This is a genomic window from Brachybacterium rhamnosum, from assembly GCF_039526185.1.
Taxonomy (GTDB): domain Bacteria; phylum Actinomycetota; class Actinomycetes; order Actinomycetales; family Dermabacteraceae; genus Brachybacterium; species Brachybacterium rhamnosum.
In genome coordinates this window covers 1-12,667 of sequence record NZ_BAAAIS010000004.1, presented here as the reverse complement: position 1 = coordinate 12,667, position 12,667 = coordinate 1, and the positions used below count along the sequence as shown (strand labels likewise).

Below are 12,667 nucleotides of genomic sequence, written 5' to 3'. Positions count from 1 at the left end.
CACTGCGCATGTGCGCAGTGGCGCACTTCCAACGGAGAGGGAGAGATGAGCGGTAAGAAGGCGAAGGCAGACCGCGCGCGGCTGCGTCAGGAGATGCAAGCGGCGGCGGAGGGGACCGCCTACTGGCATGGCGGGCCGGACGGCCTGAGGGTGGGGACGGTGCTACTGCCGACGACGCAGCTGCACCAGCTGCCGCCCGACATCCGCCTGGATCATCCGTGGTTCTCCGACATCGACCACAGCTACGTCTGCGCGACGACGGACCGCACACTGGCGCGCGACTACGCCGCCGGCTGGGACCTCGAGAAGCAGGCCGCCTTCCTCATGGCACTGTCTGCGGACGGGAGGTTGCCGGGCCGGAACCCGTGGAGAGACACGCCCCGCAAGCAGGGGGGCACGCTCTACCGGGTGCAGCCGCTGGGTCCGCTCACCCGCGATCCCGACTACCGCGAGGGAGTCAGCTTTCGCATGCCGCGCGCCCGCGTGATCGCCGTGGAGGAAGCAGGCGTGCCGTACAACCCGAAGCCTTCCCCGGAGGCGCTGCACTACACGACGTGGGACACGGGGGAACGGGTCTGGGATGACCAGGGCTACGCGATCGCCAACCGGCTCATGCAGAGCCACGGCGTGACGAGCGCGGCACTGCGCCCCCTGGGCTACGCACCCGACGCCGACACGATCTTGCGCCACGCGCAGCAGATCGCCGCCCGCCAGGAGTCCTGAGCGTCCGACCCCGGCCCTACAGTGCGGCCGTGACCCTCAGCAGCTACCCCCTGGGCGCCGTCCTCACCGAGCTGGACGGATGCACACTGGTCCCCCCGCTGGTCCTCACGAGGGACGGCTGGTCCGAGCAGGCGCCAGCGCAGTGCTCGGCGTGCCGAGGAAGCCGGCTACTGGTGGGCTGGAGTTCGTGTGCGTGCCGAACCGATGCGCTCGCGCCCGGTCACCGCACCTGGACGTGCGGCGCCTGCGGGCACCGCGAGCGTGCCGGCTGCCTGGACGCTGCCGCGCAGCGCGGGCCCATGGAGGAGTACGGCTGCGCGATACATCCCGACACAGCCTGATCCGGTTGTGCAGATCTGTACTCCTTCATTAGAGAAACAGGTCCCCTTCCTCTTCGTCGTCGAGGATGCCCCCCACCGCTACTGCTCCGATCGCGGACGTTTTGGCCTGCGACACAAGGCGGTGAGCGAGCGAGATCCATGAGTGAGCCTCGGACTCATTGAAACCCTCTCCCCGATGCACTAACCCGTTCCTAGCTGCCTGGAGGTGGAGCCAGGCTGTCTCCCAATTGGGGCCAACAACGCCCGCGTCCCTGAGGATGCGCCGCGCGGCCGCCGGAGATTTTGGGATCCCTGACTGAGGGTGCTTCCGGGCTATAACGCGGGCGATTTCGTTGATCTGTTCAGTCGCGACCTGCTCAGCTCTCACCACGGCAAGGATCGGGTCCATCCCCTGCTCGTTCAGTGCTTCGAGGTCTTCGAGAACGTCGGCTGGGCGAATCCGCTGGAGCTGAAAGACGGCGCTCTGACGCCGTTTATCTACAGCTGAGGCCGCGAGCACGTCACTTGTAGGCCCTCCTTGCCGGTCCTCGCCCCCGACCGGCGATTCTTCACCTGAACCCTCCTGGCCCTGCTCCTCCTGCTGCCCTCCTTCACCCTCCTCTTCGTGGAGCTCTACGGGCTGCGTGGAGAGCGCGACGGCTTGCGCGGAGAGGTCCGCAGCGCCGTCGCCGGCGCGCAGATGCGCCCGGACACCGGCCGCATCGAGGCTCTCAACCCTCCGCAACAGGGTTGTAAGTTCGGCTCGGAAGACCAACGCCACGATGAGCACGACCGCGGGCCAGAAGGCCGCCGTGACGACTCCGGCCACCACAGTCAGCAGAGAAGCGATCGCTACGAGTAGATCTACGGGGTCCATGGGCGGAGTCTCGCATCCGCCGCCCCCCTGGTGGCCATGCCGAGACACGCGGCCAAGCAAAGCTACCGTTTTCGGTTTGGATTGCTTTAGGGTGATCACATGGTTAGGCCACTCCAGTACGACCCGAGCAGCGGGCGCGACTACCAGGCTGGCATCCGCTTCGAGCCCGAAGAGGCTTCCAAGCTGATCAGCATGGCTCAGGCGTCACGGCTCAGCGTGCGCGACACCGTGGTCTACCTCGTACGTGCCGCAGAACTCGATGCAGCGGGACGGTCCGTAGCAGTCGAAGCTCAGATCGCCGCTGATACCGAGGCTGAGGCCACGGCCCGCCGCGAGCGCGAGGAGGGCTCCTTGTTCTAGCAACGCAGAAGGCCCCCCGTAGCCGGAGGGCCTTCCACACGTATCTCGATGAGCTTCGTTCTTGGCGGAGTGCAGCTCATCGGTTGTCAGGCGGACCAGAGGTCCGTCCCTTCATCACACCCTCCCAGGGGAGGAGTTCTTGCCTTGAGTGTACCCAACTTGCGTTCATCGTCCAGCACGCTGCACGAGTCGATCCGTGCGGCGCGGCGCGGTCGCCGGCGGCCGGCGCGCGCGCACGAGGCTGCCGCGTGGCGCGTGGCGCAGGCGCTCGTGGCGATCGAGGCCGAGCGCGCGAGCACCCCGCAGGCGTGGGTCGCCGCGGTGCTCGAGCACCCCGATTTCGCGGCAGCTCGGACGGACACGCGGCGCGCGCTGGAGGCGATCGCCCAGGTGCTCGCTGGCGCCTCCGAGCCCGGCTCGCTGCTGGTGCGCCGGCTGACGTGGGAGGCCATGGCGGAGCGCCTGGAGTGCACGACGAGGACGGTCGCCCGGCTGCTCCGGAAGCTCCACCAAGCACGGCTGCTCGGACGAGTCGCGGCGGGCCGCTCGGCACGGTTCGCACCCCCGACCAAGGACGGGGAGCAGCACGCTGACTCCGCGGTCTACGTGCTCGCTGTACCGGCGCCGGCGGTCGATTCTGGGGACGAAGATGTCACCCCCCCTCACCCTCAGGTGAGTAGTAATAACCCCTCACACGCGAGCGCGTGCAGCGCGCGCGAGGCCGCTGCCCGGGAGGCGGTCGAGGCGGCTCGCGTGTCGGGGCGGCGGCTGTCTGGTGGTGCTGATCGACGGATGATCGAGGCGCTGCCGGCTGCTCATCGTGACCCGTTCTGGGACGTGCGCCGGGTGCCCGAGACACGCGTAGAGATGCTCGCTGCTGCTGCCGAGATGCGCCGTCGCAGCTTCGTGCTGCGCCGTGCGTCGCTGCGCGCGGTTCGCTCGCTCGGCAGGGACTTCTGGGAGAACGGCTGGACCGTCGCGGATGTTCTGCGGGCGCTGGATCAGCGTCCCGATGGGACGTCCTGGCCGCACTCCGGGGCGCACGGTGTGCGCTCCGTGCGGGCGTGGTCCATGCACCGGCTGCGCCGCTGGCGCAGCGCGGCCGGCTGCCCGCTGCCGTCGCTCGAGGAGCGCCGGCGCGCTCATCGGGAGGCTGTTCTGGTCGAGCAGGAGCGTGCTCGCCAGGAGCGTCTGGAGGCTCGCCAGCGCGCTCAGGAGAACCCCATTACCCCCACTACTCGGCAGCTGCTCCAGGAGGCCCGGGAGGTAGCACGCGGAGCCGCTACGCGGCTCCGTCACTCCCACCCGGCGGCAGCATGAAGCTGTCACCTACCCACTCACTCACCAGTCACAGGACTGATCCCCTGCCCTGCTCTGACCTGCGAGAACCTCTTTGATCCACCGACACCACCCACAAACTTCGTCTCATTCTTCGAGAAGTGAGTGGGTGGTGTCGGTGGAAGTCGAGGGAGGTCAGAGCAGGGCAGGGGATAACAGAGTGGTGAGTGAGTGGGTAGGAGAGTGTGAGTGAGTGAGTAGTGATGAGTACATGAGTGGTGTGGTATGAGTGAGTTGGTAAGTGTAGGGAGGGTGAGTTGAGTGGATGGTTCAGTGAGATAGGTAGGTGTGGGTTGGTAGGTGGGTTGGGTTGGCGTAGTTGGTGGGTGTGGTGAGCGTGTTGGTCGGTGGTGGTGTGGTGGGTGTCTGGGTAGTGGGCGCGTTGGTCGATGTGGGCCGGTGTGTGGTGGTGGGATGGTTGAGCGCGTGGGGTTCAGTGTTCGGTAAGCTTGGGTGGTGTATAGGGTCCGGCTGGTGTCGGGCTTGCGTGGGTGGCTAGTTGGTTGGGGATGGTGCTGCATGGGTAGGTTGACGGACCGGGACCTGGACTACTTGCGGCTGCTGTGTCGGTTTCCGTTCATGACGGCGGTGCAGTTGCAGCAGTGGGTGCATGGGAAGCGTGAGCCGTCGCTGCTGTCGCCGCTGTACCGGCGCCTGCGGGGTTTGGAGGAGCGCGAGCTGATCGTGTCTGATCGGGTGCTCCAGGCGGCGCCGCGGTTCCTGTCTGCGACCCGTGAGGGGATGCGTGCCGTGGGTGTGACGGGGGCGGTGGTGACGGCGAAGTTCAGTCAGTACCGGCACGACCTGGAGCTGGTGGACCTGGCCCACCATGTGCGGGCGACGCGCCCTGACTTCACGCTCGTGACGGAGCGTGAGATGCGCTCGGAGGACACAGCGAACCAGCACGTGCAGGGAACGGACGTGGTGTGGGCGACGCTGCGCCCCGGCGCTGATGTGCGCCGGCGGCGGCAGTTCCCTGATCTGATCCAGGTGGCACCGAACGGGCAGCGTGTCGTGCACGAGCTGGAGATGACGCCCAAGGACGTGCGCCGGCTGCGGCAGATCATGCGGAACTATCTGCTGGACGATCGCGTGGGCGTGGTCCGGTACTGGGCAGCGCAGCCCGCGCTGGAGCGCGTGCAGGAGGTGGCCGAGGACAGCAACGCCTGGGCCAAGGCGGAGGACGTGCGGCGGCGCGTGGTGGTTGCGGAGTGGCAGGGGGAGACGCTGTGACGGCGGCGAGTGGTGGACCGCGGCTGCGCGTTGGCACCGACACCAAGGAGCCGGCCAGCGGCCTGGTGGCGGTGCTTCGTCTGCTCGCTGCACTGTTCGTGCTCACCAACGCGGTCGCCGCGTTGGTGGGGGTGGGCGTGGTGCTGGGGCTGAGGAAGTGGCGGCAGGTGCGCGCGTGGTGGGTGCTGCTGGCGGGTGTGGCGCTGCTGCTGGCGATGCTGCTGGGGTTCACATTGGGGCCGCCGTATGTGCGGTGGGCGCTCGAGTTGGTGCCGACTGTCGTGGACGCCATGGTCAGCTCCGGGCCGCGCGGTGTGCCGGCGGCGGTGGGTCCGCTGGTGGAGGAGCGCTGGACGGCGTGGCTGCTGGGGCAGCTGCCGCTGGCGATCGCGCTGGGCTGCACGATCGGCGCGGGACTGTCCATGTACGTGCGCCGGCACGATGCACCCTGGAGGCAGCCCACGCGGAACCGCAGCGTCATGAGCCGCGAGAAGGCCATGCGCCGCACGACGAAGATGGAGACCTGGGCGCCGGCCCCGAAGGCTGCGAAGCCGGCGCCGAGCCGGAAGGGAAGCGGCGCGCGCGAGGCGCGCGAGGCACCGCCGGCGACCGTGCATGACGTGAAGGTCCGCGTGGGAATCGACCAGGGCACCGGCCGGCCGGCCGACGTGCCGCTGGCCGCGTTCCTCCAGCACTGCTGGATCGACGGCGCTTCCGGGTTCGGCAAGACCACGGACATCATCACGCTGGTGCGCGGCGCCCTGGAGGCGCCGGCCGCGCAGCCGCTGCGCATCCCGCTGATCTACCTCAACCTCAAGCCGGACCCCGAGGTCACCGAGGCCATGCGACGGATCGCCCACCGGGCCGGCCGCCGCTTCCTGCATGTGTCCCTGGACGGGCAGCTGCGCTACAACCCGATCCGCCACGGCACCGCCGGCGCCGTGGCGACGCGGATCGTGGAGGTCGAGGCGGCTGCCGTTGACGGAGGGTTCTCCGAACCGTTTCACAAGGCCAACGGGCAGGAGCTGCTGGGGTACGCCACACGAGCGCTGGACGAGCTGGTGGCACGGGACCGGACCTACGAGCGCGGCGGGAAGCGGCTGCCGTGGAGGCGGGACCTCCACCACCTCCACCGGATCATGCGGCTGAGCACGCTCATGAGCGTGCGTCACCACCTCTCCGGTGACCTCCAGCTGGACCTGGCGGACTACGCCGAGGAGCTGGAGGAGATTCCCCGCAAGCGCGAGTCGGCCGAGGGCATGCGCGCGCGGATCGGGAAGATGCTGACCTCTGCGGTCGGCCCGCTGCTGGGTGAGGACGCCGAGGGCCTGAACCTGGAGGACGCCCTGCGCGCCGGCGATGTGGTGGTGTTCGACCTGGACTCCATGCAGGACACCGTGGCCGCCACGTCCATGGCGAACCTGGCGATCAAGGACCTCCAGGCCGTGCTCGGACACCTGGGCTCCCAGAGCTGGAACCGCACCGGGGACAAGGTGACCCGCATGGCGATGATCGTGGTGGACGAGTTCAGCGCCCTGGGCGGGGACGCCGTGGTGGACCTGCTCCAGCGCGGCCGCACCAACGGTGCCGCGGTCGTCCTGGCCACGCAGGACGTGGGCAGCGTGGTCGAGTCCAGCGAGGGCCTGCTGACCACGATCCTGACCAACACCAACGTGCAGGTGGTGCACGTGCAGTCCGAGCGCGCCGAGGACTACGCGAAGTCCTGGGGCACGCAGCAGGCCATGGCCGAGACGACGCAGGTGTTCGAGGACCGCACGCTGCTGGGCACGCTCACCAGCAAGTCCGGCCAGGGCTCGCTGCGCACCGTCAAGGAGTTCGTGATCCACCCCGACGTGCTGCGCAAGCTGGGCCCCGGTGAGGCGATCCTCGCGACCCGACACCCGTGGCAGCAGCGGCGCGTGCTCGTGCAGCGCGCGATGCCCAAGCCGCTGACCGAGGAGGAGCTGGCCGCGACGGAGGAGAGCGCCCCGCCGCCGGCGGAGCTCCCCGAGCAGCCCGAGCCGGCAGCTGCCGAGGAGCCGGCGCAGGAGCCGCCGGCCACCGCGGCGCCCGAGCCGGCGCCGGCCCCCGAGTCCGCCGGCGAGGAGCAGCCGGCTGCCCCGGAAGCCGGCCCCACCACCGAGGACGTGGACCCCTGGGGCCACGACGACGACTTTTCCCTGTTCGACCATGACACCGAGGAGCAGCAATGACCCAGCAGATGACCGCGACCGTCACCACCACCGGCAGCGTGTGGGTGGTCTCCGTGGAGGGGATCGAGGGCACCACGCTGGTGCGCAGCCCCAGCCACGCGGCCGCCATGGCGGCCGAGCTGGCGGCGCTGCACGCCGGCGGCAGCGCGCGCGACTACGACATCCGCGTTCACGTCGAGATGCCCGAGCAGTGGCGCGCGCAGTGGGCCCAGGTCCAGGAGCATCGCGCCGAGGCCGCTCGCCACCGCGACGCCTGGCGCCGAGGGGCGCACGCGCTCGTCACTGCCATGCGTGAGGATGGGCTGTCGCAGGCCGATGTCGCGGCGTCACTCGGGGTGAGCGTGCAGACGGCCCGCACGTGGGAAGCGCTGGAGCTGGACACGCAGGGGGAGCAGTGAGGATGACCGACCAGAACAATCTGCATGCAGGGTTGCATGCAGATCTGCATGCTGACAGGATGAGTGCATGAGTCAGCCCCCGCAGAAGTACGGCCCCGCCTGGTGGGTGTGGGTCCGCACGCATGTCCTCCTCATGCCCCCGGGCGTCCCGCTGTCCCACTCCGAGAAGCGCGCCCGCAAGCAGGCCGCGGCACAACGCGAGCAGGAGTCCACCCAGGACGCCCTGGACGCCTGGACCCAGCAGTCCACCCCGGCGGCACCCGCCGCCCCCGCGGCGCCCGCGGCGCCGGCGGCTGCCGCGGCGGGAACGAGCACCGCGAGCGGCAGCGAGGCCACGTCCTCCGCCGGGAGCTGGGCCGTGGAGAACGAGCGCACCCTCAGCTCCGCGCTGGCCAAGGTGCTGCGCGTGGCGCTCATCGTGGCGCTGCTGTTCGTGTGCGTGGTCGGCATGCGGCAGATCATCGCGCCCACGAAGTCCACCACCGTGGTGCAGGAGGTGCAGGCCGAGGAGTTCCCCGCGGCAGCCGGCGCCGAGGTCGCCGCCCGCCAGGTCACCGCCTACCTGAACATCGACCCCGCCGCCGACGCCCTGGCAGCTCGAGAGCGGACCCTGGCGCTGGACTCCTCCAGCTCCGGCGGCGAGGGCAGCCTCAGCAGCGCGAACGTGCCCAGCAAGCAGTCCGTGAGCAACGTGGCCGTCACCCGCGTGTCCCAGATCGACGGCACGCACGCCCGAGCACTCGTGACCGGCGCCCTGACCGACTACACCGGCAAGGACGGTAAGTGGACCGCCGCCGGCGACCCCCGCCCCGTCGCCGCCGAGGTGCTGCTGCGTGCCGATGAGACCGGCGCCGTGAGCGTGGTGGGCCGTCCCGCCCTGGTGGCGACCACCCCCGGCCCCGTCGCCGGACCGCCCGCCGAGGGCGCCCAGCAGGACAACACCGTCGGCACCGCCACCCAGGCGGCCGCGGAGTCCTTCTTCACCTCCTACGGCGCCGACGAGGCCGTGACCGCCTCCGTCGCCCCCGGCGCGAAGATCGCCGGCCTGTCCGGCGGCGCCGAGTTCTCCGACCTCACCGGCTGGACCGTCTACGACGGCGGCGAGGACACCCGCTCCGCCCTGGCGACGGTCCGCTGGACCCTCCCCAGCGGCATCGAGCTGACCCAGACCTACACGCTCACGCTGTCCAGCGTGAGCGCTGACACGACCGGCGGCTGGCAGATCAGTGCCATATCCGGCGGCGGCACGACCGAGCAGTAACCCTCCCCCCCCCGAAAGGAACCCCTCATGTTCACCGGAGCAGACCTCAAAGACTGGGTCATCATCGTCGTCGGCAACCTGTTCATCGTCGTGCTGGTGGTGCGGATGTTCTCGCACTACGCCAAGCGCGAGTGGGGCGAGCTGCTGACCAACTTCCTGGTGGCCGTGTTCATCGCCTGGATCGTCTACAGCACGGACACGTTCATCGAGTTCCTGAAGTGGGCCGCCAACAAGGTCACCGGCGGCGAGGCCCAGGCTGCCGGGCAGCTGCTGGACGGCGCCCACGGCGCGGTCCTGGCCGCCGCAGACAGTGCCCCGCAGACGCTCGCGCTTCTCTCCGCAGGGCTGATCTGACATGGCCACCCAGGGGAGGACCGCACACAACTACACCGGCGCGTTCGCGCTGGAGACCCGCCAGCACACGCTCCTGGGCATCGACCTGGGCGAAGGACCGCCGCGCAAGCCGCTGATTTTCGGCCTGGTCGTGTTCGCTGTGTGGATCACGTTGCTGTGGGTCCTCCTCGACGGGCCGTCGAAGTTCACCGCCACGCTGTTCATCCTGCCGCCGGCGCTGATCACCTGGTTCGGCTCGCAGAAGTCCGCGACGAACCCGCGCCGCTTCCGCTTCACCACCTGGGTGCTCGCCGCGACGTTCGTGCTGCGCGGGCACCTTCCGATCATCAACCTGGGCCGGCGCCGGCCCAGCCGGGCCGAGCTGACCCCCTGGAACCAGCGCCGCGAGGACTTCCCATGGAGCCGCCGGCCCGCGTGGGAGCGACCCCAGACCGACGACGAGCCGCTGACCGCAACCGGCCGGCCCGTCCGCCTCCAGATGAAAGCCCGACTGCTGGGCAACGAGCACGTGGCGCAGACCCTCCAGCGCCGCCGCAAGAAGGGGAAGAACGCATGAAGATCACCGATCGACTGCTGAGCGTGCTGGGTGTGGACCGCGAGCGGCGCACCCCTCCCCCGCGCTACCGCGCGATCGCGGACGGCCTGCTGGTGACCTCCACCCACACCGAGACCGTGCTGGAAATCGACACGGCCACCACGGACATGCTCTCCATGGAGGACGTGCTGGAGCACATCGAGTCCGTGGCCCTCACCGCCGGCTCCGCGCTCCAGGGAGCGCAGTGCCAGCTGCGCATCCTGTGGGGCCGCATCACCGGCGACAGCTACGCCGAGGAGATGATGCAGAACGGCCCGTACACCACGGGCGACTGGCAGCGCTGGGTGGCCGACCGCGCCGAGGACATCGACCGGCTGGCCATGCCCAGCCGCTACGTGCTGCTGCACATCTCCCAGGCCAACCCCCGCGACGAGGCGACGCAGGCCGTCACCGACGCCGCCACCGATGCTTTCGGCCTGACCACCTACGGCTTGTCCGAGCGTGAGCTGGCCTACCGGCTGGGCCAGGCGCAGCGAGTCGCCACCCGCCTCAACACCGCCCGGTTCAGCGTGAAGCTGGCACCGGCCGAGCTGATCGCCTGGGAGGTGGGCCGCGAGGGCAAGCGCGAGGTCCCCGGCGCTCCCGACCGTGCCGGCGTGATCGCCGGCGCCCCGCTCGCCGCGCTCAGCGCCGGCCGCGTGGTGCCGATGACCGATCACCTCAAGTTCTACGCCGCGGACGGCAGCGTGGCCGCCTACGGGGCCGTGCTGCCGGTGCTCGAGTTCCCCGAGGAGCTGCCGCTTCCCGGTGCCGAGTGGCTGCGCGAGCTCTCCAACGTCAAGATCCTGGAGGAGATCGGGGAGGACGAGAACGGCGAACCGATCTTCGATGAGGTGGACGCCGGCGTGGAGGCATCCGTGCGGTTCACGATCATGCCCACCCGCGAGGCCCGCAACCAGGTCTCCGAGGGCCGCAAGAGCGCCAAGGAGCAGCGCCTGTCCGCTGCGAAGTCCGCCGCCGGCGAGCCGGCCGAGGACATCCTGGAGGCCGAAGCGATGTTCAGTGGGATCGAGGCAGCGCTCAAGAAGTCCCAGGGCGTGCGCCTGGTGACGATGCACCCCCGGTTCATCGTCAGCGCCGCCACCCGCGACGAGCTGAACGCCAAGATCGACTCGGTGACGACGTTCTACAGCGAGATGGGCATCATGCTGGGCGACGGCGCCGACGACCAGAAGGACCTGTGGCTGGAGACGCTGCCCGGCGATCACGTGCGCGTGAAGGACCTCCGCCACGTGGCCGACGCCGAGCTGCTGTTCGGCAGCCTGTTCTGGGGCGGCTCCGCGGTCGGCCCCGATGAGGGCCCCATCCAGCACTGGCTCACCGGCAGTACCCCCGGGTTCACCCGGTTCGACGTGACCCGCTCCAGCCGCGAGCGCGACGCCACCACCGTCGCGCTGTTCGGCCTGTCCGGCCGCGGCAAGTCCGTGGCCGGCCTCCAGATGATGCTGGAGCAGACCTTCATGGGCGGCTGGGGCGCCGTGCTCGACTTCAAGGGCGACATGACCGGCGTGGTCAACGTGGCCAAGGAGTACCAGCTGCCCCACAGCCGCACCGTCATCGATGAGGCCGCCAGCGGCGCGCTGGACCTGTTCGGTTCCCTCACGGACCGCGACAGCGCCAAGGAGGCCGCCGCGCGGCTGCTCCAGCTGCTCGCCCCGCCGAACTACGCCGACATCGCCGAGGACGCGACGCTGGCCGCGACCACCGCCGTGGCCGACGCGATGGACGAGCCGAGCACCTGGGCTGCGATCCAGTGGCTGCTCCAGGAGGACAACCACCACGACGAGCGGTGGGCCCGCCTGGGCAAGTCCCTGACCAACCTGGCGAACACGACGCTGGGCCGGCCCGTGGCCGGCCCCCGCGAGGCGAGCCTGGGCCTGCCGACCGATCCGGGGCTGTGGCTGGTGCAGATGCCCGGCCTGACTCTCCCGGGCATGGAGAAGGCGCAGCGTGATTGGGACCAGACCGAGCGGCTGTCCATGGCGCTCATGCGCTCCGTGATCACCACCGTGGTGGCGATCACCGGCGCGCAGTCCATGCGGCCGATGCCCAAGACGATCATGATCCCCGAGGTCCACAACCTCCTCAAGATCGCGGACGGCGCCAGCTTCCTGGACACCACCGCCCGCATCGGCTCCGCCAACCGCACGCACCTGATCCTGGACTCCCAGGACGTGGTGGGCGTGGCCTCCCACGAGGGCCTGGTGGAGCAGCTGAACACCGTGTACTGCTTCCACCTCCAGTCCAAGCGGCAGCAGCACGCAGGTGCCGAGGTGCTGAACCTGCCCGAGACGCCGGCGACCTACGCGGCGATCGGCAACCTGGCCCGCGGGGCGAAGAAGGGCGTGGTCCGCAAGGGCCACTGCATCATGCGTGACAGCACCGGGCAGGCCGCACAGGTCCAGTGGCAGTTGCCCAGCCCGCACATCCTGGACCTGCTGGACACCACGGCTCCCGAGAACCGCAGCGGAGTGACGACCCCGGACGCGCCCACCGCGGGCACGCCCGACCCCGACGAGGAGGCAGCAGCATGATCCGCAGGACCCTGACCCCGACCCTGGCAGCCCTCACCCTGGCCGCCGCCCTGGCCGGCTGCACCGGCGGCGCCGGCGGCAGCGGAGGAGAGAGCGGCAGCGGCCCCGAGGACACCGCCGTCAAGTTCATGACCGCCTATGCCGCTGGTGACGATGCCACGATGTGCGACCTGGCGGACCACAAGGTGGGCGACTGCACCACGAGCCCCAGCGTCGAGGTGAAGGACGCACCGAAGGCGGCGGGCACGTTCGAGAACGAGGAGACGGGCAGTACCGCCGTGGTCGTCACCTACACGACCGGGGAGCGTCCCCAGGAGCCCGACAGCTACGTGGTCGAGGTCAAGGAGGACGGCAAGGTCACGAAGTGGGAGGACATGAGCGGTCAGCCCAAGAACCGGGAGACCGTGGTGATGGAGCTGGGATGGTCCGAATGACCCGCCTCCCCCGTCCCGCCGGCGCGC

12 protein-coding genes are annotated in these 12,667 nt (G+C 69.9%); 11 read left to right on the top strand and 1 reads right to left on the bottom strand.

What is annotated here, in order from left to right:
* The first annotated feature begins 45 nt into the window (after nucleotides 1–45).
* Nucleotides 46–723 carry a hypothetical protein gene (locus tag ABD080_RS15195; RefSeq protein ID WP_343906157.1) on the top strand — a complete coding sequence of 226 codons (678 nt, stop codon included), beginning with the start codon at nucleotides 46–48 and terminating at the stop codon, nucleotides 721–723.
* 369 nt (nucleotides 724–1,092) lie between these two features.
* Here ABD080_RS15195 and ABD080_RS15190 read toward each other — a convergent pair whose 3' ends face one another.
* Nucleotides 1,093–1,920, bottom strand: a complete 828-nt coding sequence (locus ABD080_RS15190; RefSeq protein WP_343906155.1) for a hypothetical protein — start codon at nucleotides 1,918–1,920, stop codon at nucleotides 1,093–1,095.
* Between the two features lie 99 nt (nucleotides 1,921–2,019).
* Here ABD080_RS15190 and ABD080_RS15185 point away from each other — a divergent pair, with 99 nt between their 5' ends.
* The 10 genes from ABD080_RS15185 to ABD080_RS15140 all read left to right on the top strand — a co-directional run bounded on the left by ABD080_RS15185 (nucleotide 2,020) and on the right by ABD080_RS15140 (nucleotide 12,640).
* Nucleotides 2,020–2,280 (top strand): hypothetical protein, encoded by a 261-nt coding sequence (locus ABD080_RS15185; protein WP_343906153.1) that lies wholly within the window; start codon nucleotides 2,020–2,022, stop codon nucleotides 2,278–2,280.
* Nucleotides 2,281–2,535: 255 nt separating this feature from the next.
* Nucleotides 2,536–3,600 (top strand): hypothetical protein, encoded by a 1,065-nt coding sequence (locus tag ABD080_RS15180; protein ID WP_343906151.1) that lies wholly within the window; start codon nucleotides 2,536–2,538, stop codon nucleotides 3,598–3,600.
* A 597-nt stretch (nucleotides 3,601–4,197) separates the two neighbouring features.
* Nucleotides 4,198–4,851 carry a hypothetical protein gene (locus tag ABD080_RS15175; protein WP_343906148.1) on the top strand — a complete coding sequence of 218 codons (654 nt, stop codon included), beginning with the start codon at nucleotides 4,198–4,200 and terminating at the stop codon, nucleotides 4,849–4,851.
* A gap of 65 nt (nucleotides 4,852–4,916) precedes the next feature.
* Nucleotides 4,917–7,064 carry a hypothetical protein gene (locus ABD080_RS15170; RefSeq protein WP_343906146.1) on the top strand — a complete coding sequence of 716 codons (2,148 nt, stop codon included), beginning with the start codon at nucleotides 4,917–4,919 and terminating at the stop codon, nucleotides 7,062–7,064.
* Nucleotides 7,061–7,462: a helix-turn-helix domain-containing protein gene (locus ABD080_RS15165; protein WP_343906144.1), complete on the top strand. Its 402-nt coding sequence runs from the start codon at nucleotides 7,061–7,063 to the stop codon at nucleotides 7,460–7,462. Before ABD080_RS15170 ends, ABD080_RS15165 begins: the two co-directional genes overlap by 4 nt.
* A gap of 67 nt (nucleotides 7,463–7,529) precedes the next feature.
* Nucleotides 7,530–8,723, top strand: a complete 1,194-nt coding sequence (locus tag ABD080_RS15160; RefSeq protein WP_343906142.1) for a conjugal transfer protein — start codon at nucleotides 7,530–7,532, stop codon at nucleotides 8,721–8,723.
* A gap of 27 nt (nucleotides 8,724–8,750) precedes the next feature.
* Entirely contained in the window at nucleotides 8,751–9,077 is a 327-nt protein-coding gene (locus ABD080_RS15155; protein ID WP_343906140.1) for a hypothetical protein, read from the top strand.
* 1 nt (nucleotide 9,078) lies between these two features.
* Complete coding sequence (locus ABD080_RS15150; protein ID WP_343906138.1) at nucleotides 9,079–9,633, top strand: hypothetical protein; 555 nt, start codon at nucleotides 9,079–9,081, stop codon at nucleotides 9,631–9,633.
* Entirely contained in the window at nucleotides 9,630–12,206 is a 2,577-nt protein-coding gene (locus ABD080_RS15145) for an ATP-binding protein (RefSeq protein WP_343906136.1), read from the top strand. The genes ABD080_RS15150 and ABD080_RS15145 overlap by 4 nt, the downstream gene beginning before the upstream one ends.
* Entirely contained in the window at nucleotides 12,203–12,640 is a 438-nt protein-coding gene (locus tag ABD080_RS15140) for a hypothetical protein (protein ID WP_343906134.1), read from the top strand. Before ABD080_RS15145 ends, ABD080_RS15140 begins: the two co-directional genes overlap by 4 nt.
* Nucleotides 12,641–12,667 lie beyond the last annotated feature (27 nt).